General features: G+C 69.4%; 18 protein-coding genes. 9 read left to right on the top strand and 9 right to left on the bottom strand.

Annotated features, from left to right (window positions below):
• Positions 1-4: 4 nt before the first annotated feature.
• On the bottom strand, positions 5-511 hold the full coding sequence (locus tag B0W88_RS00465) for a Dps family protein (protein WP_077032725.1): 507 nt from the start codon (positions 509-511) through the stop codon (positions 5-7).
• 39 nt (positions 512-550) lie between these two features.
• Positions 551-1,477 carry a hydrogen peroxide-inducible genes activator gene (locus tag B0W88_RS00470; protein ID WP_077032671.1) on the bottom strand — a complete coding sequence of 309 codons (927 nt, stop codon included), beginning with the start codon at positions 1,475-1,477 and terminating at the stop codon, positions 551-553.
• 94 nt (positions 1,478-1,571) lie between these two features.
• On the opposite strand from B0W88_RS00470, the gene panB reads away from it, so the two are divergent.
• The 4 genes from panB to B0W88_RS00490 all read left to right on the top strand — a co-directional run bounded on the left by panB (position 1,572) and on the right by B0W88_RS00490 (position 4,917).
• Entirely contained in the window at positions 1,572-2,402 is an 831-nt protein-coding gene (panB, locus tag B0W88_RS00475; protein WP_077032672.1) for a 3-methyl-2-oxobutanoate hydroxymethyltransferase, read from the top strand.
• A gap of 22 nt (positions 2,403-2,424) precedes the next feature.
• Complete coding sequence (gene panC, locus B0W88_RS00480; protein WP_077032726.1) at positions 2,425-3,261, top strand: pantoate--beta-alanine ligase; 837 nt, start codon at positions 2,425-2,427, stop codon at positions 3,259-3,261.
• Between the two features lie 109 nt (positions 3,262-3,370).
• On the top strand, positions 3,371-4,159 hold the full coding sequence (locus tag B0W88_RS00485; protein WP_077032673.1) for a peptidylprolyl isomerase: 789 nt from the start codon (positions 3,371-3,373) through the stop codon (positions 4,157-4,159).
• Between the two features lie 86 nt (positions 4,160-4,245).
• Positions 4,246-4,917: a peptidylprolyl isomerase gene (locus tag B0W88_RS00490; RefSeq protein ID WP_077032674.1), complete on the top strand. Its 672-nt coding sequence runs from the start codon at positions 4,246-4,248 to the stop codon at positions 4,915-4,917.
• Positions 4,918-4,930: 13 nt separating this feature from the next.
• Here B0W88_RS00490 and B0W88_RS00495 read toward each other — a convergent pair whose 3' ends face one another.
• Positions 4,931-5,380, bottom strand: a complete 450-nt coding sequence (locus tag B0W88_RS00495; protein ID WP_233151579.1) for an FKBP-type peptidyl-prolyl cis-trans isomerase — start codon at positions 5,378-5,380, stop codon at positions 4,931-4,933.
• A gap of 86 nt (positions 5,381-5,466) precedes the next feature.
• Positions 5,467-7,521 carry an ATP-dependent DNA helicase RecG gene (gene recG, locus B0W88_RS00500; protein WP_077032675.1) on the bottom strand — a complete coding sequence of 685 codons (2,055 nt, stop codon included), beginning with the start codon at positions 7,519-7,521 and terminating at the stop codon, positions 5,467-5,469.
• A gap of 149 nt (positions 7,522-7,670) precedes the next feature.
• Here recG and B0W88_RS00505 point away from each other — a divergent pair, with 149 nt between their 5' ends.
• The 3 genes from B0W88_RS00505 (at position 7,671) to B0W88_RS00515 (ending at position 12,789) form a co-directional block, all read left to right on the top strand.
• Positions 7,671-10,019: a YCF48-related protein gene (locus B0W88_RS00505; protein ID WP_083748466.1), complete on the top strand. Its 2,349-nt coding sequence runs from the start codon at positions 7,671-7,673 to the stop codon at positions 10,017-10,019.
• Positions 10,020-10,080: 61 nt separating this feature from the next.
• Positions 10,081-11,136, top strand: a complete 1,056-nt coding sequence (gene queA, locus B0W88_RS00510; protein WP_077032677.1) for a tRNA preQ1(34) S-adenosylmethionine ribosyltransferase-isomerase QueA — start codon at positions 10,081-10,083, stop codon at positions 11,134-11,136.
• Positions 11,137-11,160: 24 nt separating this feature from the next.
• The gene (locus tag B0W88_RS00515; RefSeq protein ID WP_077032678.1) at positions 11,161-12,789 is read left to right on the top strand and encodes a DUF2235 domain-containing protein; all 1,629 of its coding nucleotides are present in this window, start codon (positions 11,161-11,163) and stop codon (positions 12,787-12,789) included.
• Here the strand turns inward: B0W88_RS00515 and B0W88_RS00520 are convergent.
• On the bottom strand, positions 12,776-13,375 hold the full coding sequence (locus B0W88_RS00520) for a YigZ family protein (protein ID WP_077032679.1): 600 nt from the start codon (positions 13,373-13,375) through the stop codon (positions 12,776-12,778). The genes B0W88_RS00515 and B0W88_RS00520 overlap by 14 nt on opposite strands.
• A gap of 80 nt (positions 13,376-13,455) precedes the next feature.
• Here B0W88_RS00520 and B0W88_RS00525 point away from each other — a divergent pair, with 80 nt between their 5' ends.
• Positions 13,456-15,303, top strand: coding sequence for a HAMP domain-containing sensor histidine kinase (locus tag B0W88_RS00525; RefSeq protein ID WP_077032680.1), 1,848 nt, complete (start codon positions 13,456-13,458; stop codon positions 15,301-15,303).
• Here the strand turns inward: B0W88_RS00525 and B0W88_RS00530 are convergent.
• Positions 15,272-15,895 (bottom strand): response regulator transcription factor, encoded by a 624-nt coding sequence (locus tag B0W88_RS00530; protein WP_077032681.1) that lies wholly within the window; start codon positions 15,893-15,895, stop codon positions 15,272-15,274. The genes B0W88_RS00525 and B0W88_RS00530 overlap by 32 nt on opposite strands.
• Positions 15,896-15,982: 87 nt before the next feature.
• On the opposite strand from B0W88_RS00530, the gene tgt reads away from it, so the two are divergent.
• Positions 15,983-17,113 (top strand): tRNA guanosine(34) transglycosylase Tgt, encoded by a 1,131-nt coding sequence (gene tgt / locus B0W88_RS00535; protein ID WP_077032728.1) that lies wholly within the window; start codon positions 15,983-15,985, stop codon positions 17,111-17,113.
• 98 nt (positions 17,114-17,211) lie between these two features.
• On the opposite strand, the gene B0W88_RS00540 is transcribed toward tgt, so the two are convergent.
• From B0W88_RS00540 to B0W88_RS00550, 3 genes are read right to left on the bottom strand one after another with little or no spacing between them, the layout of a single operon-like run.
• Complete coding sequence (locus B0W88_RS00540; RefSeq protein WP_077032682.1) at positions 17,212-19,113, bottom strand: MFS transporter; 1,902 nt, start codon at positions 19,111-19,113, stop codon at positions 17,212-17,214.
• A gap of 32 nt (positions 19,114-19,145) precedes the next feature.
• Positions 19,146-19,934: a DUF2145 domain-containing protein gene (locus B0W88_RS00545; protein WP_077032683.1), complete on the bottom strand. Its 789-nt coding sequence runs from the start codon at positions 19,932-19,934 to the stop codon at positions 19,146-19,148.
• Positions 19,931-20,695: a sterol desaturase family protein gene (locus B0W88_RS00550; RefSeq protein WP_077032684.1), complete on the bottom strand. Its 765-nt coding sequence runs from the start codon at positions 20,693-20,695 to the stop codon at positions 19,931-19,933. Before B0W88_RS00550 ends, B0W88_RS00545 begins: the two co-directional genes overlap by 4 nt.
• Positions 20,696-20,708 lie beyond the last annotated feature (13 nt).

Genomic DNA, 20,708 nt, shown 5'->3' on the forward strand with positions numbered 1-20,708 from the left:
CGCTTCACTCGTCAAGCAGGGAGCGCAGCATCCAGGCGGCCTGCTCGTGCACCGTCAGGCGTTGCGTGAGCAGGTCGGCGGTCGGCTCGTCGCTGGCCTTGTCCACCAGCTCGAACAGGCCGCGCGCGGTGCGGGCGGCGCCTTCGTGGCCGGCCACCAGGATGGCCACCATCTCCATCGCCTTGGGCGGCGTGGCCGGCGCGTCCGGCAGGCTGGAGAGCTTGGAGAACTGGCCGTAGGAGCCGGGCGCCGCATGGCCCAGCGCGCGGATGCGCTCGGCGATCGGGTCCACCGCGTTCCACAGCTCGGTGTACTGGGCCATGAACATCGCGTGCAGCGAGTTGAACATCGGGCCGGTGACGTTCCAGTGGAAGTTGTGCGTGGTCAGGTACAGCGTGTAGGTGTCCGCGAGCAGCCGGGACAGGCCGCCGGCGATGGCGCCGCGGTCCTTGTCGCTGATGCCGATGTTGATGCTCGATGCAGCGGCGGCGGTCTTCTTCGTCTTGGCCATGAACGGTCCTTCCTTGTCGATGAAACTGCGGTCAATCAATCAATCCGAATTCAACCACGTCACGCCCGGCAGCTTGCAGTCGTGGATGGCATTGCGCAAGGCGGCGATCGCCTCGTAGCGCGTGAAGGTGCGGCGCCACACCAGCACCACGCGGCGCTGCGGGATCGGCGGCGCGAAGGGCACGAAGCGCAGGTGCGGCTGGGGCTCCTGCGGCACCGAGAGCTGCGGCACGACCGTGATGCCCATGCCGGAGGCCACCATGTGCTTGATCGTCTCCAGCGAGGAGCCCTCAAAGCTCTTGCGGATGCCCTCGGCGTCGCTGGAGAAGCGGGCGAACTCGGGGCAGACCTCCAGCACGTGGTCGCGGAAGCAGTGGCCCGTCCCCAGCAGCAGCATGGTCTGGCTCTTCAGCTCCTCGGCGCTGACCTGCTCGCGCTTGGCGAACTCGTGGGCGGTGGGCACCGCGATCATGAAAGGCTCGTCGTACAGCGGCGCCGCGGCCAGGCCGGCGTCGGGGAAAGGCTCGGCCATGATGGCGCAGTCCAGCTCGCCGGTGCGCAGCATCTCCAGCAGCTTGACGGTGAAGTTCTCCTGCAGGATCAGCGGCATCTGCGGATGGCGCTCGATCAGCCCACGCACCAGGCCCGGCAGCAGGTAGGGCCCGATCGTGTAGATGATGCCCAGCTTCAGCGCGCCGGCCAGCGGATCCTTGCCGCGCTTGGCGATCTCCTTGATCGCGCTGGCCTGCTCGATCACCGCCTGCGCCTGGCGCACGATGTCCTCGCCCAGCGGGGTCACCGAGACCTCGGTGGCGCCGCGCTCGAAGATCTTGACGTCCAGCTCCTCCTCGAGCTTCTTGATGGCCACGCTCAGCGTCGGCTGCGAGACGAAGCAGGCTTCGGCGGCGCGACCGAAGTGGCGCTCGCGGGCGACGGCGACGACATAGCGCAATTCGGTCAGGGTCATGATGCTGGATTTGCCTCTCCTCGGCCGCGAGCGTACCTTCCCGGCTGCGCCCCGCGCAAACCGGAGGCCGCCGCTACACTGCGGCCCGCAACCGATGGGACCCGTCATGACGAGCACTGAACAACGCAAGCCGATCAACCTGCCCCGCCTGCTGGACATGCATGCCAAGGGCGAGAAGATCGTCATGCTGACCTGCTACGACGCCACCTTCGCCCACCTGCAGGACGAGGCCGGCGTGGACGTGATGCTGATCGGCGATTCGCTGGGCAATGTGCTGCACGGCGCGGAGTCGACGGTGGCCGTGTCCATGGACTCGATGCTGTACCACACGCGCTCGGTGGCCCGCGGCAACAGGAACGCCTGGATCGTCGCCGACCTGCCCTTCGACAGCTACCACCTCTCCAAGGAAGAGGCCTGGCGCAACGCCGCGCAGCTGTTCAAGCTCGGCGCCCACATGGTCAAGCTCGAAGGCGGCGGCTGGACCAACGAGACGGTGCGCTTCATCACCGAGCGCGGCATCCCGGTCTGCGGCCACCTGGGCTTCACGCCGCAGACGGTCGTCTCGCTGGGCGGCTTCAAGGTGCAGGGCCGCGGCGACTCCGGTGCCGCGCTGCTGAAGCGCCATGCACTGGAGCTGCAGGAGGCCGGCGCGCAGATGCTGGTGCTGGAGATGGTGCCCTCGGCCGTCGCCCGCGAGGTGACCGAGGCGCTGAGCATCCCGGTGATCGGCATCGGCGCCGGCGTCGGCTGCTCGGGCCAGGTGCTGGTGCTGCACGACATGCTGGGCATCAGCCACGGCCGCAGCCCGCGCTTCGTGCGCAACTTCATGGAAGGCTCGGCCTCCATCCAGCAGGCCGTGCAGCGCTATGTGCAGGACGTGCGCAGCGGCGCCTTCCCGGACGATGCGATCCACGGGTTCAAGTGAGTCATAGAGCAGTACGTTGAAGATGAAGGTTATTCACACGATCGGTGAATTGCGCCAGGCGCTGGCCGGGCAGGCGGCGCGCGGCTTCGTGCCGACCATGGGCAATCTGCATGACGGCCACTTGGCGCTGGTGCGCCAGGCGCGCGAGGCGGTCGGCCCGCAGGGCGCGGTGATCGCCAGCATCTTCGTCAACCGTCTGCAGTTCGCACCGAACGAGGACTTCGACCAGTACCCGCGCACGCTGGCACGCGATGCGGAACTGCTCGAGGCGGCAAGCTGCGACTTCGTCTTCGCCCCGTCCGAGCAGGAGCTCTACCCCGAGCCGCAGGGCTACAAGGTGACGCCGCCGGCGGCGCTGGCCGACATCCTCGAAGGCCACTTCCGCCCGGGCTTCTTCACCGGCGTGGCCACTGTCGTGCACAAGCTGTTCAACATCGTCCAGCCCAGCGTCGCGGTATTCGGCAAGAAGGACTACCAGCAGCTGATGGTGATCCGCCGCATGGTGGCGCAGATGGCCCTGCCCATCGAGATCCAGGCCGGCGAGACCGCGCGCAGCGACGAGGGCCTGGCCCTGTCCTCGCGCAACGGCTACCTGAGCGCCGAGGAGAAGGAAGAGGCGCTGCGGCTGAGCCGCACGCTGAAGGCGCTGATCGCCGGCTGGCAGTCAGGCCGCCGCGACCTGGCCGCGCTGGAGGCCGAGGCGACGAGCCATCTGCAGGCCCACGGCTGGGCGCCGGACTATGTCTGCCTGCGCCGCCGGCACGACCTGGGCGCGCCGCAGGCCGAGGGCGAGCCGCTGGTGGCGCTGGCCGCCGCGCGGCTGGGCAAGACGCGGCTGATCGACAACCTGGAAGTCTGAGCATTCCTCACGAACGCTTCGCCCAGCCACGGGGGCGGGTGCTGCCGGCTCTTGGGCCATACTCCGCCGGATCACGGCCAGCCTGCCGCCAACGCTGTACTTCATCGCCATGAAATCGACCCTCTCCCAGCTCTCCCGTCGCACCTTCGGCATGGCTGCCCTGGCCGCCGCGGCCACGCCGCTGCTGAGCGCCTGCGGCGGGGGCGGCGACACGACGTCAGCCACCTACAACGACCGCACGCCCGGCACGGTGCCGATGACGGTGACGCACAAGGTGACGATGACGGTCAGCATGCCGGACCTGACCGGCGTGACGAACCCGTCGACGCTGGACCAGGCTGGCTACGACGCCTTACCGATGGTCACGAAGACGATCAACCTCGGCCTGGATCACACCCATGCTCCGCTTTCCACAGAGAACTTCCTAGCCTATCTGAATGCTGGGACGTATCTCAACACGATCTTCCATCGAGTCGTGCCGACCAGCTACGAGGTCGGCGTCGTGAACGGATCGCTGGTGCAGGTAGAGCAGTTCAGCATCGTGCAGGGCGGCGGTTTCACCGACGCCAACGGCACGTTGACCGCTGTAGCGACGAAGGATCCGATCGCGCTCGAAAGCAGGAATGGGTTGGCCAACACTCGCGGCACGCTGGGCATGGCGAGGACGACTGAGGCCAACAGTGCCACCAGTCAGTTCTATATCAATCGAAGCAACGTCAACGCTAGCTACTTTGACTATGTCTCCGACAGCCAGCCCGGTTACGCGGTGTTCGGCACCGTGCTTGACGCTGACAGCATGGCCACCGTCGATGCGATTGCGCAGATCCGTACCAACGATTCACAGCAGCCCCTGCGTGACGTGACCATCACCGCCATCAGCGTCGTATCGCTGCTTTGAACACCTTCGTTGCCAAGGTTTTCAGAAGGTAAAACCTCGCGCACCTTCCGCTGACGAGGGCTGTGGGTCGGCATACTCCGCGACCCATGACGACGCCCTTCAAGAATTCGCTCAAGGCCCTGCTGTGCGCCACCGTCCTGGCCTTGTCCGCCTGCGGCGGCGGCAGCAGCAGCACCGCCTCCAGCAGCACGCCCAGCTACGGCGGCGCCCTGACCCCGGGCTCGGTGACGATGACGGTGACGCACCACGTCACCATCACCACCACGCTGGGCACGATCAACATCGGCCTGGACGGCACGCATGCGCCGCTGTCCACCGCCAACTTCCTGGCCTACGTGAAAAGCGGCGCCTACGTGAACACGGTGTTCCACCGCGTGGTCGCGGGCTTCGTCGTGCAGGGCGGCGGCTTCACCGATGCGGGCGGCACGGCCACCGCCATCGCCACCACCTCGCCGATCACGCTGGAAAGTCGCAACGGCCTCAGCAACACGGCCGGCACGATCGGCATGGCCCGCACCAGCGACCCGAACAGCGCCACCAGCCAGTTCTACGTGAACCTGGTCAACAACGCCTCGACGCTGGACTACCCGGCCACCGACAACGCCGGCTATGCCGTCTTCGGCATGGTGATGGATAACGCGAGCCTGGGCGTCATCAACGCCATCGCGGCGCAGGCCACCACCACGCACGCTTCCAACGGCTACCCGGACTGGCCGGTGACCGACGTGACGGTCACTGCCGTCACGCAGGTCGACTGAGTAACGACCAGTCTCAGCTGACCGACAGCAGCTCCAGGTCGAACACCAGCGCCGCATTCGGCGGCACCGCGCCCTGGCCGGCGGCGCCATAGGCCAGCGACGCGGGCACGACGACCGTGCGCTTGCCGCCCACCTTCATGCCGGTGACGCCCTGGTCGAAGCCGGCGATCGACTGACCCTTGCCGAGCGTGAAGGGGAAGGTGCCGGTGTCGATCTGCGTGCCCTTCTGCGTGTTCGCCACGCGCACGTCGTACAGCCAGACGGTGTACTTGACGCTGACCGCATTGCCAGAGGCGGCGGTGGCGCCGGTGCCGACCGTGGTGTCGGTGACCTTCAGCGCGGTGACGGCGGTAGAGCCGGAGACCTCGGCCCAGGGCGCGTCACTCGAACCGCCGCCGCCGCAGGCGGCCAGCAGGGAAGCGAGGCCGACGGCGGCCAGGAGGTGGCGACGGGATGTCATCATCGAGAACTTCATGTTCAGCAGGATGCGGCCGCATCGGCCGCAGGGTTGATGAGAGAAGCGTCGCAGTGTAGGGGCGCGGCACCCGCTCAAGCCTTGAGGAATTCCGCCTTCGTTCCCAGCCAGCGCTCGACATGCCGGCGCGCCGCATCAGCATGCCGGTCCAGCAGCGCGGGCGCCAGCTGGCGGGCGGCCTGCAGCAGCGGCGCGTCCTCCTGCAGGTCCGCGAAGCGCAGCAGCTCGGCGCCGCTCTGGCGCGAGCCCATGAACTCGCCGGGGCCGCGGATGTCGAGGTCGCGCCGAGCGATCTCGAAGCCGTCGTTGGTCTCGGCCATGGCCTTGAGCCGCTCCTTGCCGGTCTGCGACAGCGGGCCGGTGTAGAGCAGCACGCAGACGCTGGCCACTGCGCCGCGCCCGACCCGGCCGCGCAGCTGGTGCAGCTGCGACAGGCCGAAGCGCTCGGCATGCTCGATCACCATCAGGCTGGCGTTGGGCACGTCCACGCCGACCTCGATCACCGTCGTCGCCACCAGCACGCTCATGCGGCCGGCGCTGAACTCGGCCATCACCGCGGCCTTCTCGGCCGGCTTCATGCGGCCATGCAGCAGGCCCACCGCGCGGCCGGGCAGGGCGATGCTCAGCTCGGCATGGGTCTCGATGGCGTTCTTCAGGTCCAGCGCCTCGCTTTCCTCGATCAGCGGGCAGACCCAGTAGGCCTGGGCGGCCCGGGTCTCGACCTCGTCGCGGATGCGCTCGATGACGTTGTCGCGGCGGCCGTCGGCGAAGACCTTGGTGACGATCGGCGTGCGGCCGGGCGGCAGCTCGTCGATCGTGCTCACGTCGAGATCCGCGAAGTAGGTCATCGCCAGCGTGCGCGGAATCGGCGTGGCGCTCATCATCAGCATGTGCGGCTCCAAGGCCATGGACGCCAGCTTCTTGCGCAGCGCCAGCCGCTGCGCCACGCCGAAGCGGTGCTGCTCGTCGATGATCGCCAGGCCCAGCTTCGCGAACTTCACCTTGTCCTCGATCACCGCATGGGTGCCGATGACCAGTTGCGCGGAGCCGTCGGCCGCCGCGTCCAGCATCCTCTGCCGCGCCTTGCCCTTGACGCTGCCGGTCAGCCAGGCCACCTTCAGGCCCAGCGGCTCCAGCCAGCCGACCAGCTTGCGGAAGTGCTGCTCGGCCAGGATCTCGGTGGGCGCCATCAGCGCGCACTGCCAGCCGGCGTCGATGGCCACCGCCGCGGCCAGCGCCGCCACCACCGTCTTGCCGGCGCCGACGTCGCCCTGCAGCAGCCGGTGCATCGGCTGCGGGCGCGCCAGGTCCTGCGCGATCTCCTCGCCCACGCGCTGCTGGGCGCCGGTCAGGCCGAAGGGCAAGGCCGCCAGCAGCTGCTCATGCAGGCCGCCGCGCCGCGCCGTCAGCGCGGGCGCCTTCAGCCGCGCGCGTTCGCGCTGGGCCTGCAGCTGGCTGATCTGCTGGGCCAGCAGCTCCTCGAACTTGAGCCGCTGCCAGGCCGGATGGCTGTGGTCCTCCAGCGTGGCCAGGCTGGCTTCGGGCGGCGGGTGGTGCAGGAAGTCCAGCGCCTCGCGCAGCGTCGGCAGGTCCGCCGGCACGACGCCGGGCGGCAGCACCTCCTCCAGCGCCGCCCGCTTCAGTCCCGAGGCCACCGCCTTGCGCAGGTAGACCTGGGGCAGGCTGGCGCTGGCGGGGTAGACAGGCGTCAGCGAGTCGGCCAGCGGCGTGTCCTCGTTCACCACCTTGAACGCCGGGTGGACCATCTCGCGGCCGAAGAAGCCGCCGCGCAGCTCGCCGCGCACGCGCAGGCGCTGGCCCACCGCCATGGACTTCTGGTGCGAGGGATAGAAGTGCAGGAAGCGCAGCAGCAGCTCGCCACTCTCGTCCTCGATGCGCACGATCAGCTGCCGGCGCCCACGCAGCTCGATGCGGCACTCGACCACCTCGCCCTCGCACTGCACGACCTGACCCTCCCTCGCCAGGCCGATCGGCGTGATGCGGGTCTCGTCCTCGTAGCGCAACGGCAGGTGCAGCGCGAGGTCGATGTCGCGCAGCAGGCCGAGCTTCTCCATCGTCTTCTGCGGGGCAGACTTGGCTTTCGCAGGACTGGATGAAACATCAGGCATGGGCGCGATTCTGCCTTGTCAATAGTCCCCAAAACCAATGCCCGCCGGATCGCAAGACCTGACCCTTTTGCGCATGACAATCGCGGGCCCGCGATCGGAGCGATCGACGGGATGGGCTCAATCAGGCATCCAGGGAGAGGAAAAGAAGCATGCATCGATTGTTCGAATCGTTCGGACGCAGCCACGCCATCGGCTTGCTGGCCGCGGCGGCGCTGAGCGCCTGTGGCGGCGGCAGCGACAGCCCGGCGCCGACCGCGATCCCGGCTAGCCTGGCCGTCAGCGCCCCGGCCAGCGCCGAAGTGGCCGGCACCACGCCGTTCAGCAGCAATGCCTCTGCGCTGAGCGGCCTCAAGTACAGCTGGGACTTCGGCGACGGCAGCAGCAGCACCGAGGCCGCGCCCAGCCACAGCTACGCCCAGGGTGGCGACTACACGGTGACGCTGCGCGTGACCAACGAGGCCGGCATCAGCGGCGAGGTGCGCTATAGCCTCAGCGTGGCAAACAAGGCACTGGTGTCGGGTCTTGCGTGCAGCGGCGCGACGCAGTCCGGCTGGTGCTGGGAGCAGCCCTCGCCCTCCGGGAACCAGCGCTATGACAGCTTCTTCGTCGACGGCAGCACTGGCTGGTCCGTCGGCGCGAATGGCACGATCCTGAAGACTGCCGATGGCGGCGCCCACTGGACGCCACAGAGCTCGGGCGTGGACATCGCCCTGCGCAGCGTGCGCTTCGCCGACGCCAGCAACGGCTGGATCCAGGGCGACTATGGCGCGCTGCTGCACACCACCGATGGCGGGACGACCTGGGCCGTCAGCGAGCTGCCAGGCAACGTGTTGAACGCCAGCCTGCAAGTCCTGGACGCCAGGACCCTGTTCGTCAAGGCCGGGTCCGGACAGCTCGTCAGCTCCACCGATGCCGGGCTCACCTGGCAGACGCCAAACTTCACGCCGACCGTCGATTCGGCGACCCGCACGCAGTGGTCGCTCAGCGACGGCGTGCTGAGCAGGTCCGTCGACTTCGGCGCCAGCAAGTCCATCGTCCTTGACGCCCGTCCGGCCAGCAACGCCAGCTACTACTACAGCAACTACCAGCTGCAGCGCATGGACGACCAGCACCTGCTGGTGGTTCGCGCCAGCCAGGGCTATGTCAACGGCAACTGGGTCAACGACTACGCCTACTGGCGCACCCAGGACGGTGGCCTCACCTGGGACACGCCGGCGATGCTGGGCCTCCCGGCGAATGGCGGCGGAAGTTCGCTCAGTTTCGTCTCCGCCATGCCGGGCCTGCTGCTGGCCCTCAGCAACAACACGCTCTACCGCAGCACCGACGTCGGCGGCAGCTGGAGCGCGGTGGTCATGCCGACCGGCTTCCCATATTCCTACTTCTATGGCGTGACCTTCTACCCGCTGACGAACTCGCTGGTGATGGCCTACAGCTACTACGGCGCTTACACACTGAGCCGCGACGGCGGGCAGACCTGGACGACCCTGGTCGCCCCAGGCTCGTCCAACGGCTATGCGAGCTACAACACGCCGCAACGGGTCCAATGGCTCAACGCGGCCGGCGCCATTCAGTTGAGCTATGCCGATGGCTCGATCTACCGCAGTGCCGACTACGGGCAGACATGGACGCAGACGCTCGGCGCCAGCAGCGTGCCATCGGACAGCCAGCTGGGCGCCTTCTGGGCCCTGGATACCCAGCGAGCGGTGGCTATCGATCGCTCGGGCCATCTGCTCGCATCCAGCGACGGAGGCCGCAGCTGGGCCGTCAAGCAGAGCGGCCTGTACAGCAACTACTACGGTACGACCCGCATCGTCTTCAACACGGCCAAGATCGGCTGGCTCTACCTCGGCGACGGGCGCCTCTACCGCACCACCGATGGCGGCGACACGTGGCTCACCGGCCTGAACTCGAACTTCTACAGCGCCAACTTCCAGTTCCTCGACGAGCGCACCGGCTTCGCGGTGAACGGCAGCAAGCTGAGCAAGACGGCGGACGGCGGCGTGAGCTGGATCGACCTGGACGCTGCGCTGCCCATGGGCACCACCAAGGTCGCTTTCCAGAGCGCCACCCACGGCCTCGCCTACGGCAGCAATGGCATCGCCGAGACCAGCGATGGCGGACAGACCTGGACGCCGCGCTACACCGGCAGTACCACCACGTTCTACGCGGCGCAATACATTGACGCCAAGACCGCCTGGGCCCTTGGGTCGAACGGCGACATGCAGAAGTCCGTCGATGGCGGCACCACGTGGCAGCGGGTCTCCCTGCCGGTCTCCCCCTTCGCGCCGGCGGCGATGCAGTTCCTCGACGCCCAGCACGGCTGGGTCGTCGGCTACGGCGGCGCCATTGTCGCGACCAGTGATGGCGGGAAGACCTGGGTTCGCCAGGCCAGCGGCAGCAGTTCGTCGCTGCAGCAGGTGCAGTTCGTGGACAGCAAGACCGGCTGGACGCTCGGCAGCGATGGCGCGCTGCTGGTGACCGGCACCGGCGGCAACTGAGGGCCGGTACGGGGCCCGTCCCTGCGGCGGCGGAAGGGGCTCATGGGAAAATGCCGCCCCCATGAGCCCACGCCCCATCGCCTTCACGGTCGCCGATTTCGACTTCGAGCTGCCTCCCGAACTGATCGCCCAGCATCCCGCCGCCGAACGCAGCGGCTCGCGCCTGCTGGACGGCCGCGGTGCCAGCCCCGTCGACCGCGTGTTCCGCGACCTGCCCGAGTTGCTCGCCCCGGGCGACCTGCTGGTGTTCAACGACACCAAGGTGATCAAGGCCCGGCTGTACGGTGCCAAGGCCAGCGGCGGCGCGGTGGAGGCGCTGGTGGAGCGGGTGCTGCCGGGCACGCGGGAGGTCTGGGCCCATCTGCGCGCGAGCAAGTCGCCCAAGCCGGGCAGCCTGGTCCACTTCGCCGACGGCGCCTTCGACGCCGAGGTGCTGGGCCGCTGCGGGCCTGACAACGGCCTGTTCCACCTGCGCCTCTCGGGCGAGCCCTTCGCGCTGCTGGAGCAGCACGGCCATGTGCCGCTGCCGCCCTATATCGAGCATGCCGACGATGCCGATGATGTGCGGCGTTATCAGACCGTCTTCGCCCGCGAACCCGGCGCGGTGGCGGCGCCGACCGCGGCGCTGCATTTCGACGAGGCGCTGCTCGCGCGCCTGGCCGGGCGCGGCGTGGGCACGGCGCACGTGACGCTGCACGTCGGCGCCGGCACCTTCCAGCCGGTGCGGGTCGAACAGATCGCCGAACACAAGATGCACAGCGAGTGGTTCCAGGTCTCGCCGGAAACGGTGGCCGCCATCGAGCGTACGAAGGCGGCCGGCGGCAAGGTGGTCGCCGTCGGCACGACGACGTTGCGCGCGCTGGAGTCCGCCGCCCGCGAGACCGGCACGCTGACCGCCGGCGCCCGCGAGACCGACATCTTCATCACGCCGGGCTTCCGCTTCCGCGTCGTCGACCGGCTGGTGACCAATTTCCACCTGCCCAAGAGCACGCTGATGATGCTCGTCAGCGCCTTCGCCGGCTACGAGCACATCATGGCGCTGTACCGCCATGCGATCGGCGAGCGCTATCGTTTCTTCAGCTATGGCGACGCCATGCTTCTCGCACGCCAAGACTGATACTGCGGCCCCAGGAGGGGCCCGATGGACGAGACGACCAGCCCGATCGCGCAGCAGCTGGTGCTGTGCTTCGACGGCACCAACAACACGCTGACCGCGCAGACGCACGACACCAACGTGCTGCGCCTGCACCGCCACCTGAGCGAGCATCGCTCGCCGCGGCGCCTGCTGTACTACGACCCCGGCGTCGGCTCGCCCGACAGCATGCCGCCCACCGGCCTGTGGGACTGGGCGGAGCGCATCGGCGAGCGGGTCGCCGGGCTGGCCTCGGGGCGCGGCGTGTACGACAACGTCGGCGAGGGCTACCTGTTCCTGATGCGCAACTGGCAGGGGCATCAGGACGAGATCTACTGCTTCGGCTTCTCGCGCGGCGCCTTCACCGCCCGCGCGGTGGCCGGCATGGTCAACCTGTTCGGCCTGCTGGAGCCGCAGTACGAGGCGCTGATCCCGACCCTGGTCAGCATCTACTTCTCGCAGCCGCCGCGCCAGAAGGCCCGCAAGCCGAGCCTCGGCGCGCGGCTGCACCAGCGGCTGGGCATGAGCGGCGGGGCCGACCGCGACACCCTGGCCGCCCAGGTGCGCGAGCAGTTCTGCCAGGACCGGCGCGCCTGGGTGCACTGGGTCGGCGTGTGGGACACGGTCGAGTCGGTGGGCCTGCCGGGGCCGCTGTCGCAGACCAACCCGAGCACCGCCACCTTCCGCGACAAGCGCATGCGCCACGTGCGCCACGCGCTGGCGCTGGACGAGCACCGCTACGCCTTCCTGCCGCGCCTGTACGAGGAGCCGGGCGACGTCGACGAGGACGGCCGCACGCTGAAGCAGCGCTGGTTCCACGGCGTGCATTGCGACGCCGGCGGCGGCTACGACGTCGGGCGCGCCGGCCTGGCGGACCAGGCGATGAGCTGGATGGTCGACGAGCTGATCCCGGTGATGCGCGACATCCCGCCCTGGGCGCCGCCGGTGCATCACCAGCGGCTGGCCCACGATCCGCTCTACGACACGCCCTGGTGGGCGCTGGCCGGCATGTGCCTGCGCGACATGCGGCCGCGCACCAGCGTCGGCGCCGGCTGCCAGCCGATCGAGGTGATCCCGGCCGCCCACAGCGGGCCGGTGCAGGCCCGGGTCTGGCACAGGCCGCGCTCGCCCTGGAGCCTGCTGGCGGCGCTGCTGCTGGGCGGCCTGTTCCTGGCCCTCTCCGACGCCGTGGTGCTGCAGGACGGCGGCCTGCCGCCCCTGGTGCTGCAGCAGCTGCACGGCGACCCCGCGCTGCTGCAGCACGCGGGTGTCGGCTGGTCGATGTTCTGGGACTTCGCCTTCATCGGCGCCTGGGGCTACCTGCTGGCGCGCATCGCCTCGCGCGGCTTCGCCTGGCTGGCGGGCCCGCGGCGGCCCGGCCAGGGCAGGCCCTGGTGGCATGTGCTGGGCATGCTGCCGCTGGCGGCCGTGGCCGCCGACGTGCTGGAAGACGGCCTGACCCTGCTCGCGCTGGCGCTGCACGGCGTCGATGCGCCGCTGGCCGGCCACGCCGCGCTGTGCCTGGTGGCCGTGGCCTCGCACCTGAAGCTGCTGGCGCTGGCCGGCTGCGCGCTGTTCTGGCTGCCGCTGCGGCTTTGGATCGCGATGCCGTGGGTGAAGCGCTTCAGGCCGGGCTAAGCCAACCGACACGGCCCTGGCCGGCCTCGTCCAGCCGGGCCACGAACGCGGCCACCAGCGGCTCGGGCAGGGCCATCAGCGCCTCCACCTGCGCGCCGTGGCGGACCTCCACCAGCCGGGCGCCCTCGGCCCGCTCCAGCTCCCGGCGCAGCAGGCCCTCCAGCGCATAGGGCAGGGTGCAGCGCAGCGGCTGCATCCGCAGCAGCGGCACCTTCTCGGCCTTCAGCAGGGCCTGGGCCACCGCGTCGGTATAGGCCCGCACCAGGCCGCCGGCGCCCAGCTTGACGCCACCCCAGTAGCGCACCACCGTCGCCAGCACCCCTTCCAGCCCCTGGTGGCGCAGCACCTCCAGCATCGGCCGCCCGGCGGTGCCGCCCGGCTCGCCGTCGTCGTTGGCGGCCGACTGCCCACCGGCCAGCAGGGCCCAGCACACATGGGCCGCGCCCGGGTGTTCGGCGCGCAAGGCGGCCACGCGGGCCTGGGCACCGGCGCGATCGGCCATCGGTTCCACACAACTGATGAAACGGCTCTTGCGGATCGTCAGTTCGATGCCGACGGGGCGGGCCAGGCTGCTCGGTGAAGACATGGCCCTGATTAGACTTGAAGCAGGTCGTCGGGGAAGAAAACCAAAGAAGAAGGCAGGGCGTCGTGCGAGGAACGGGATCGATGCTGCGGGCGTTGCTGGCCGCGCTGATGCTGCTCACATACAGCGTTATTTCAGCGGCCCTGACGCTCCAGCAGGCCGAACTGACGGCGGCACCGGCCGGCCCGGTCCGGGTCGCGCTGCCCCACACCTGGCCCACCGGCTTCGGCGCCCGCGGCGTCTACCGGCTCGACTTCACGCTGGCCGCCCCGCCCGCCACCCAGGCCTGGGCGCTGCGCATCGACCGGCTCAGCAGCGCCCACCGCATCTACCTGAATGGCCGGCTGGTCCATGAGCAGGGCACCGACGGCCAGGGCCGGCTGCGCACGCTGCCCTTTTTCCTGACGATCGCGCCCGCGCTGCTGCAGGCCGGGCGCAACGAGCTGCGACTGGAGCTGAGCTTCGGCCCGCGCGGCGGGCTGTCGCCGGTGCTGCTCGGGCCGCAGGAGCTGCTGCTGCCCGGCTGGCGGCGCGACCGCGCCTGGGACACCGAGCTGCCGCAGGCGCTGAACATCGGCGGCGGCGCATTGGCCTGCCTGATGCTCATGGTGTGGCTGCGCCGGCCGCAGGAACGGGCCACCGGCCTGTTCGGGCTGATGTGGCTGGTGGCCTCGCTGCGCAACCACGACTACTTCGTCACCGTGTCCCCGCTGCCCGGGCCGCTCAGCGAGTGGCTGTACTTCTGCGCCCAGGCGGTCACGGTGTGCCTGCTGGGCCTGTTCGCGGTGGCCCTGTCGGGCCGGCCCTGGCCGCGCGTGCAGCGCCTGTATGCCGGGGCGCTGGTGCTGCTGCCCCTCTCGGGCGCGCTGGCCTGGCTGGCCTTCGACGCGCTGGCCCAGCTGCGCCTGCTGGTGTATCCGCTGCTGATGCTGATGTGCGCCGGCGTAGCGATCGTCCTCTGGCCGCTGCTGCGCCAGCAGCCGCGCGGCCTGGCCCTGCTGCTGCTGCTGTCCGGCGCCTCGCTGCTGGCCGCCGCCGGCGCCCACGACTACAGATACCTGCACGGCTGGCTGCCGATCACCGATTTCTACTGGGTGCCCTTCGTGCTGCCCTTCGTGCTGCTGAGCTACGGCGCGATGCTGCTGGACCGGCTGGTGCAGGGCCTCACGCGCAGCGAGGAACTAGGCCAGCAGCTGGAACACCGGGTGGCCGTGCGCACCGCCGAGCTGGCCGAGGCCAATGCGGCCAAGTCGCGCTTCCTGGCCGTGGCCAGCCACGACCTGCGCCAGCCGGTGGCCGCCGTCGCGCTGATGGTGAACCTGGCCGCCGAGGAGCTGCGCCACAGCCAGCCGCCGGCCCAGGCCATGCTGGCCAAGGCCGCACGCGCGCTGAGTGGCCTGGACGAGCTGCTGCGCGGCCTGCTGGACCTGTCGCGGCTGGACACCGCGCCGCCGCCCACGCTGCAGCCGGTCCCGCTGCAGCAGCTCTTCGACGCGATCGCGCTGCACGAGCACGCCCAGGCCGAGGCGCGCGGCCTGCGGCTGCGCTTCCGGCCCACGCTGGCGGTGGCGCTCAGCGAGCCGCTGCTGCTGGAGCAGATGCTGCGCAACCTGGTGGCCAATGCGCTGCGCTACACCGAGCGCGGCGGGGTACTGGTCGCCGTGCGCCGGCGCGGGAAGGACCGGCTGCTGCTGCAGGTGTGGGACAGCGGCCGCGGCATCGCGCCGGAGCACCGCCTGCACATCTTCCAGGACTTCGTCAGCAGCCCGCCCGCGGACCGCAACGGGGGCGGCGCCGGCCTGGGCCTGGCCATCGTGCGGCGCGGCGCGGCTGCGCTGGGCCACACGCTGGGCGTGGCCTCGAAGCCAGGGCGGGGCAGCTGCTTCTGGATCGAGCTTCTCAGAGTCTCAGACCCAGAGCGGCCGCCTTGACCACCGCCTGCGTGCGCGTGTTGACGTCCAGCTTGCGGAACACCGCGGCCAGGTGGGTCTTGACGGTCGATTCCGACAGGCCCAGCTCGCGGCAGATCAGCTTGTTGGGGCGGCCCTGGATCAGCAGGCGCAGCACGTCCAGCTGCCGGTCGGACAGCTCCACCGGCTCGTTGGCCGCCACGCCGGCCATCGCCTGCGGCGGCAGGTAGATGCCGCCGGACAGCACGTGGGCCAACGCCTCGCGCAGCTGGGCCGGGCGGGCGCTCTTGGGGATGAAGCCCTGGGCGCCGGCGCGGATCGTCTCCAGCACCGTCTGCGGTGCGTCGTCGGCCGACAGCACCACCAGCGCCGGCCCCGGCAGCGCCTGCTGCAGGCGGCGCAGGCCGGGCAGGCCGCCGTCGCTGTCGGGCAGGCCCAGGTCCAGCAGCGTCAGTGTCAGGTCTTGATGCTGCTCCGCCAGCGCCAGCGCCTCGCCGATGCTGGCCGCCTGCACGCACTCCACACCCTCGAAGGACTGGGCCAGCAGCAAGGCCAGGCCCTCGCGGAACAGCGCGTGATCGTCGACGAGCAGGGCTTTGCGCGGGCGGGGCATGGTGCCGTCGATTATGGGCGTTAGGGTCGGTGCGGCCTCGGGTAAGAAGCACATCGAACCCGCATGCCTGCGACAATCGCGGCCATCATGACCCTCAAGTTCGAACTCCTCAAGACCGAAGGCCGGGCCCGCCGCGGCACGCTGACCCTCAACCACGGCGTGGTGCAGACGCCGATCTTCATGCCGGTCGGCACCTACGGTACCGTCAAGGGCGTGATGCCCGCCTCGCTCGAGGAGATGGGCGCGCAGATCATCCTGGGCAACACCTTCCACCTGTGGATGCGGCCGGGCCTGGACATCATGAAGCAGTTCGGCGGGCTGCATAAGTTCGAGAGCTGGAACAAGCCCATCCTCACCGACAGCGGCGGCTTCCAGGTCTGGTCGCTGGGCGACATGCGCAAGATCAGCGAGGAGGGCGTCAAGTTCGCCTCGCCGGTCAACGGCGACAAGCTCTTCCTCACACCCGAGATCTCGATGCAGATCCAGACGGTGCTCAACAGCGACATCGTCATGCAGTTCGACGAATGCACGCCCTACGAGACCAAGGGCCACATCACCACCGAGGCCGAGGCGCGCAAGTCCATGGAGATGAGCCTGCGCTGGGCCAAACGCTGCCAGGACGAGTTCGCGAAGCTGGAGAACCCGAACGCGCTGTTCGGCATCGTGCAGGGCGGCATGTTCGAGAACCTGCGCGACCACTCGCTGAACGGCCTCGCCGCACTGGACCTGCCGGGCTATGCGATCGGCGGCCTGTCGGTGGGCGAGCCCAAGGAAGACATGCAGCGCGTGCTGGCCCACATCGGCCACCAGCTGCCCGCCGACAAGCCGCGCTACCTGATGGGCGTGGGCACGCCGGAAGACCTGGTCGAGGGCGTGAGCCAGGGCGTGGACATGTTCGACTGCGTGATGCCCACCCGCAATGCGCGCAACGGCCACCTGTTCACCCGCTTCGGCGACCTGCGCCTGCGCAATGCCCGCTACAAGACCGACGAGCGGCCGGTCGACGAGACCTGCAGCTGCTACTGCTGCCGCAACTTCAGCCGCGCCTACCTGCATCACCTGGACCGCTGCGGCGAGATGCTGGGCCCGATGCTGACCAGCATCCACAACCTGCACTACTACCTGAACCTGATGAAGGAAGTGCGCGAGTCGCTGGACGAAGGCCGCTTCGAGGCCTTCCGCAAGCAGTTCGCCGAGGACCGGGCGCGCGGCCTCTAGGGAGCGGCCGTTCGGGCTGAGCCTGTCGAAGCCCAGGTCGTCGGCAAGAGCCCTTCGATAGGCTCAGGGCGAACGGTGCCAGGCGAGCAGCATGGCCTCTAGACCTTCTGTCGCAGCAGGCCCTGCACGCGCTCGCGCAGCGTCTCGGGGCTGACCTCGCCGTTGTGCATCGGCGCACCGGCGAGCAACGCGACGCGGCTCTTCAGGCCGCGGCGGAAGGGTCTCACCATCGCCGTGCCATCCTCGACGCGCGAGAAGTAGGAGCCCCACAGGTTCTGCAGCGCCAGCGGGACCACCGGCACGTCCGCGTGGCCCTCGAGGATCTTCATCACGCCCCCCTTGAAGGGCTGCAGCTCGCCGTCGCGGGTGATGCCGCCCTCGGGGAAGATGCCCAGCAGCTCGCCGTCGGCCAGCACCGCGCGGGCGCGCTCGAAGGCGGCCTCGTAGACGGCCGGGTCTTCCTTCTGTGGCGCGATCGGGATCGCCTTGCCGAGCTTGAACAGCCAGCCGAGCACCGGCGTGCGGAAGATGCGGTGGTCCATCAGGAACACGATGGGGCGCGGGCTGGCGGCCATGATCAGGATCGCGTCCACGAAGCTGACGTGGTTGCACACCAGCAGCGCCGGGCCGCTGAGCGGGATGTGCTCGTCGCCCTGCACGCGGAAGCGGTACATGATGCGCGACATGATCAGCGCCACGAAGCGCAGCAGGTATTCCGGCACGATCAGGAAGATGTAGCCGGCCACCACCGCGTTGGCGATGCCCACCACCAGGAAGAGCTGCGGGATCGTCAGGCCCGCGCCCAGCAGCGCGCCGGCCAGCACCGAGCTGGCGATCATGAACAGCGCGTTGAGGATGTTGTTGGCCGCGATGATGCGCGCCCGGTGCGTGGGCTGCGAGCGGATCTGGATCAGCGCGTACATCGGCACGCTGTACAGCCCCGCGAAGCCGGCCAGCAGGCACAGGTCGGCCAGCACGCGCCAGTGCGCCGACGTGGCGAGGAAGGCATGCAGGCCCATCTGCGGCGTGGCCGGCAGGCCGCGCGAGGCGAAGAACAGGTCGATCGCGAAGACGCTCATGCCGATCGCACCGAGCGGCACCAGGCCGATCTCCACATGCCGCTTGGACAGCACCTCGCACATCAGCGAGCCGGTGCCGATGCCGATCGAGAACACCACGAGCAGCAGCGAGGCGACCTGCTCGTCCCCATGCAGCACCTCCTTGGCGAAGGCCGGGAAGTTGGCGAGGAACACGGCGCCGAAGAACCACATCCACGAGATGCCCAGCAGCGAGCGGAACACCGCCAGCTGGCCGTGCGCCAGCTTCAGGTTGCGCCAGGTCTCGCTGACCGGGTTCCAGTTGATCTTCAGCCCCGGGTCGGTGGCCGGCAGGCGCGGGATCGCCTGCGCGACCAGGCGCCCGAGGATCGCAACGCCGACGCAGGCCACCGCCGCATAACGCGCTCCCTCGACGGGGATCGCGATCAGCAGGCCGCCCACCACATTGCCCAGCAGGATCGACACGAAGGTGCCCATCTCGACCATGCCGTTGCCGCCGGTCAGCTCGCGCTCGTTCAGCACCTGGGGCAGGTAGGCGAACTTGACCGGACCGAACAGCGTCGAGTGCAGGCCCATCAGGAACACGCAGCCCAGCAGCACCGGCACGTTGGCGCTGAGGAAACCCCAGCCGGCCAGCAGCATCACCGCGATCTCGAAGCTCTTGACGAACTGGATCAGCCGGGTCTTGTCCAGCTTGTCGGCCAGCTGGCCGCTGGTGGCCGAGAACAGCACGAAGGGCAGGATGAACAGCGCACCGATCACCAGGCCCGCCTGCTGCGGCTGCAGCCAGCTGACGCTGAGCTGGTAGGTCACCATCACCGTGAAGGCGAACTTGAACAGGTTGTCGTTGCCGGCGCCAAGGAACTGGGTCCAGAAGAAGGGCGCGAAGCGGCGCTGGCCGAGCAGCTGGAACTGGCTGCCGTGCGGGTCTTGCGTGTTCATGGTCTTGTGTCTCTCCTTGGCGGGATTCTGGATCACCTGGATGACACCGTCGCCATCTCGCCGGCGAGGCCCGCACGCGGCAGCCAGGCGAAGATCGAATCCGCGGTGACGGTGGCGATGCGGCCCGAGAAGCGCTCGCCGTTCGGATGGTCGTTGAAGGAGACGTTGGCCCGCGTGGTCTCCGCGCCGAGCCGCTCCAGCGCCGACAGGTGCAGCACCGTCGGCTGGTAGCCCTGGGCCTGCAGCCAGCGCTGGGCGCCGGCGCGGTCCCCCGGACCGCCGGCCACCATCGCCAGGGTCTCCAGCGCCCACTGGTTGCTCTGCTGGAAGCGGGTGCCCCAGGCATAGGCCACCATGTTGTAGCGCGGCTCGTCCATCGTCATCAGCGCAGCCCCCTGCTCGCCGCGCAGCAACGGCAGCAGCGCCTTCTGCAGGGTGGGCGCCAGCGGCTCGTACGCGGCCTGGTAGCGCCAGGGCTTGTCCATGAAGAACTCGCCCAGGCCCTGGCGGAAGATCGACGAATGGTCGGTGCCGCAGTCGTTGAGCTTGTGCAGCACGCGCCAGCGGCCCTCGGTATCGCGATAGGCGAAGCCGAGGTGGGACCAGCGCAGGCCGTACTTGTCCAGGTTCTGGCCGGCGCGGGCCAGCAGCAGCACGTCGGCGCCGCTGGCATCGAGTTTCGCCGCGGTGGCCTGGGCCATCGCCATGCCGCGTTCGATCTCGCTGACGGTGGGGGCTTCGGCGCGGCAGGTCTGGCCGGCTTGGGCCGTCGTGCCGATCAGGGCCAGCACCAGCCACCAGGCTTGCAGATGGCGTTTCATCGTGCAGCTCCCGGTGAAGCGTACACATCCTTGAAGCACAGCATCTCCGCCATGCGGGCCTCGTTGTCGCCCGGAAAGCCGCAGCGCTCGGCAAAGACATCGGCCTCCCTGAAGGTGCCGAACAGCCGGTCCCAGATCGTGAGGTCGCCGAAGTTGTAGCGATGCACGCCCAGCTGGTGGTGGATCGAATGGTGCTCGGGTCGCTGGATGACATAGCCCAGCCATTTCGGCGTGCGGATGTTGGAGTGATAGAAGTACTCGCCGACCGCGCCGAACAGCGAGGTCCAGGCGCCGGCCAGCGCCGAGCCGCCGAAGACGCAGTAGATCAGGAAGCCGGCGAGCATCGAGTCGGCGGCGATCTCCAGCGGGTGCTTGTAGAAGGAGGTCAGCAGCTCGATGCGGCTGGGGCTGTGATGGACCTGGTGCAGCGCCAGCCACCAGCCGTTCGCATGGCGCAGGCGGTGCCACCAGTAGAAGACGAAGGTGCCCACGAACCAGTAGAACGCGCCCTCCAGCATCGGGCTTGACCAGTGGCCCAGCGAGAGCAGCGCGTGCTCGCGGAAGTAGCGGTTCCAGACCAGGCCGCCGGCGCCGATCAGCGCCAGCTGCATCAGGTTCATCAGCACGGCGCGCAGGTGCCAGCCGCGCACATGGGGCAGCTCGCGGCCCGGGCGCAGGCGCTCGACGGTGAAGAACACCAGCGTGGCCAGCACGATCAGCGAGGCAGGCAGGGCCTGCTCGACAAGCGGGTTCAGCAGCATGTCGTCGGTCTCC

Origin of the sequence: Pelomonas sp. KK5 (assembly GCF_001984095.1) — a bacterium.
Classification (GTDB): Bacteria; Pseudomonadota; Gammaproteobacteria; order Burkholderiales; family Burkholderiaceae_C; genus KK5.

Coding starts and splice junctions, on each gene's coding strand:
- B0W88_RS00465 (WP_077032725.1), bottom strand. CDS start 511: ATGGCCAAGACGAAGAAGACCGCCGCCGCTGCATCGAGCATCAACATC.
- B0W88_RS00470 (WP_077032671.1), bottom strand. CDS start 1,477: ATGACCCTGACCGAATTGCGCTATGTCGTCGCCGTCGCCCGCGAGCGC.
- panB (WP_077032672.1), top strand. CDS start 1,572: ATGGGACCCGTCATGACGAGCACTGAACAACGCAAGCCGATCAACCTG.
- panC (WP_077032726.1), top strand. CDS start 2,425: ATGAAGGTTATTCACACGATCGGTGAATTGCGCCAGGCGCTGGCCGGG.
- B0W88_RS00485 (WP_077032673.1), top strand. CDS start 3,371: ATGAAATCGACCCTCTCCCAGCTCTCCCGTCGCACCTTCGGCATGGCT.
- B0W88_RS00490 (WP_077032674.1), top strand. CDS start 4,246: ATGACGACGCCCTTCAAGAATTCGCTCAAGGCCCTGCTGTGCGCCACC.
- B0W88_RS00495 (WP_233151579.1), bottom strand. CDS start 5,380: ATGATGACATCCCGTCGCCACCTCCTGGCCGCCGTCGGCCTCGCTTCC.
- recG (WP_077032675.1), bottom strand. CDS start 7,521: ATGCCTGATGTTTCATCCAGTCCTGCGAAAGCCAAGTCTGCCCCGCAG.
- B0W88_RS00505 (WP_083748466.1), top strand. CDS start 7,671: ATGCATCGATTGTTCGAATCGTTCGGACGCAGCCACGCCATCGGCTTG.
- queA (WP_077032677.1), top strand. CDS start 10,081: ATGAGCCCACGCCCCATCGCCTTCACGGTCGCCGATTTCGACTTCGAG.
- B0W88_RS00515 (WP_077032678.1), top strand. CDS start 11,161: ATGGACGAGACGACCAGCCCGATCGCGCAGCAGCTGGTGCTGTGCTTC.
- B0W88_RS00520 (WP_077032679.1), bottom strand. CDS start 13,375: ATGTCTTCACCGAGCAGCCTGGCCCGCCCCGTCGGCATCGAACTGACG.
- B0W88_RS00525 (WP_077032680.1), top strand. CDS start 13,456: ATGCTGCGGGCGTTGCTGGCCGCGCTGATGCTGCTCACATACAGCGTT.
- B0W88_RS00530 (WP_077032681.1), bottom strand. CDS start 15,895: ATGCCCCGCCCGCGCAAAGCCCTGCTCGTCGACGATCACGCGCTGTTC.
- tgt (WP_077032728.1), top strand. CDS start 15,983: ATGACCCTCAAGTTCGAACTCCTCAAGACCGAAGGCCGGGCCCGCCGC.
- B0W88_RS00540 (WP_077032682.1), bottom strand. CDS start 19,113: ATGAACACGCAAGACCCGCACGGCAGCCAGTTCCAGCTGCTCGGCCAG.
- B0W88_RS00545 (WP_077032683.1), bottom strand. CDS start 19,934: ATGAAACGCCATCTGCAAGCCTGGTGGCTGGTGCTGGCCCTGATCGGC.
- B0W88_RS00550 (WP_077032684.1), bottom strand. CDS start 20,695: ATGCTGCTGAACCCGCTTGTCGAGCAGGCCCTGCCTGCCTCGCTGATC.